The organism is Stenotrophomonas sp. NPDC077659 (genome assembly GCF_050268705.1).
GTDB lineage: Bacteria > Pseudomonadota > Gammaproteobacteria > Xanthomonadales > Xanthomonadaceae > Stenotrophomonas.
In genome coordinates this window covers 1-1439 of sequence record NZ_JBNNHG010000285.1, presented here as the reverse complement: position 1 = coordinate 1439, position 1439 = coordinate 1, and the positions used below count along the sequence as shown (strand labels likewise).

2 protein-coding genes are annotated in these 1439 nt (G+C 64.4%); both read right to left on the bottom strand.

Annotated elements, in window-relative coordinates:
* Positions 1-515 (bottom strand): FAD-dependent oxidoreductase (locus ACQKDV_RS19490; protein WP_427785866.1); only part of this gene is annotated, 515 nt, incomplete at its 3' end.
* A gap of 63 nt (positions 516-578) precedes the next feature.
* Positions 579-1439, bottom strand: an 861-nt coding sequence (gene sucB / locus ACQKDV_RS19485; protein WP_427785865.1) for a dihydrolipoyllysine-residue succinyltransferase, incomplete at its 5' end; no start/stop codon positions are given.

Sequence of the window (1439 nt, the reverse complement as noted above, 5' to 3'; positions counted from 1 at the left end):
CGACAGGTCCGACTGGTCCAGCAAGACCCTCCGCGTAGCCGCCCCGGGCGTGCAGCCGAACCGGCGGCGATGATGACGTTGGTGCCCTTCAGCTCGACGATGGAGCCGTCATGCTGGGTGACCTTCACCACGTTGCCCGGCTGAAGTTCGCCGAAACCGTAATAGGCGGCGACCTTGTTGGCCTTGAACAGCATGCCGATGCCGCCGGTGAACTGCTTGACGATCTTGTCCTTGCGGCCAACCATCGCCTCGACGTCGATCTTGGCATCCTTGAAGCTGATGCCGTGGTCGCCAAAGATGTGGCCCATGTTCCAGAACTGGCGCGAGGAATCCAGCAGCGCCTTGGACGGGATGCAGCCCACGCGCAGGCAGGTGCCGCCCAGGGCCGGCTTGCCGTCCTTGCCCAACGCTGCGTCGATGCAGGCGGTCTTCAGGCCCAGCTGGGCCGCGCGGATGGCAGCGTGGTAACCGGCCGGGCCGGCACCGATGACGACGACGTCGAATTGTTCAGCCATTGAATTATTCCTTGATGCATTACCAGAACCCCTCCGCGCAGGCGCGGAGGGGCGGGAGGTCTCTTACAGGCCGAACAGCATGCGGCCCGGGTTTTCCAGCTGGTTCTTGATGTCCACCAGGAACTGCACCGAATCCTTGCCGTCGATGATGCGGTGGTCGTAGGACAGCGCCAGGTACATCATCGGCGCGATCACGACCTGGCCGTTCTGGGCGATCGGACGCTCCTTGATGGCGTGCATGCCCAGGATGGCGCTCTGCGGCGGGTTGATGATCGGGGTGGACAGCAGCGAACCGAAGGTGCCGCCGTTGGTCACGGTGAAGGTGCCGCCCTGCAGTTCATCCAGGCCCAGCTTGCCGTCACGCGCCTTCTTGGCGTAGTCGGCAATGGTCTTTTCGATATCGGCGAACGACATGCGCTCGACGTTGCGCAGGACCGGGGTGACCAGGCCCTTCTCGGTGGACACGGCAATCGAGATGTCCGAGTAGCCGTGGTAGATGATGTCGTCGCCGTCGATGGAGGCGTTGACCAGCGGGAAGCGCTGCAGGGCGTTGGCGGCGGCCTTCACGAAGAAGCTCATGAAGCCCAGCTTGATGCCGTGGGCCTTGACGAACTCGTCCTGCAGTTCCTTGCGCGCAGCCGACACCTTGGACAGGTCGACTTCGTTGAAGGTGGTCAGCATGGCGGTGGAGTTCTTCGACTCCATCAGTCGCTCGGCGATGCGCTTGCGGATGCGGGTCATCGGCACGCGTTCTTCCGGACGTGCGCCACCGGCCTTGCCGGCGCCACCGTTGCGGGCGAAGTTGACGATGTCTTCCTTGGTGACCGCGCCGCGGCGGCCGGTGCCGTCGACGTCGGCCGGGTTCACGGTGAACGTCGCATGCAGCGCCGCTGTCGCACCATGGCCCTCCAGGTGCGTGCCGAA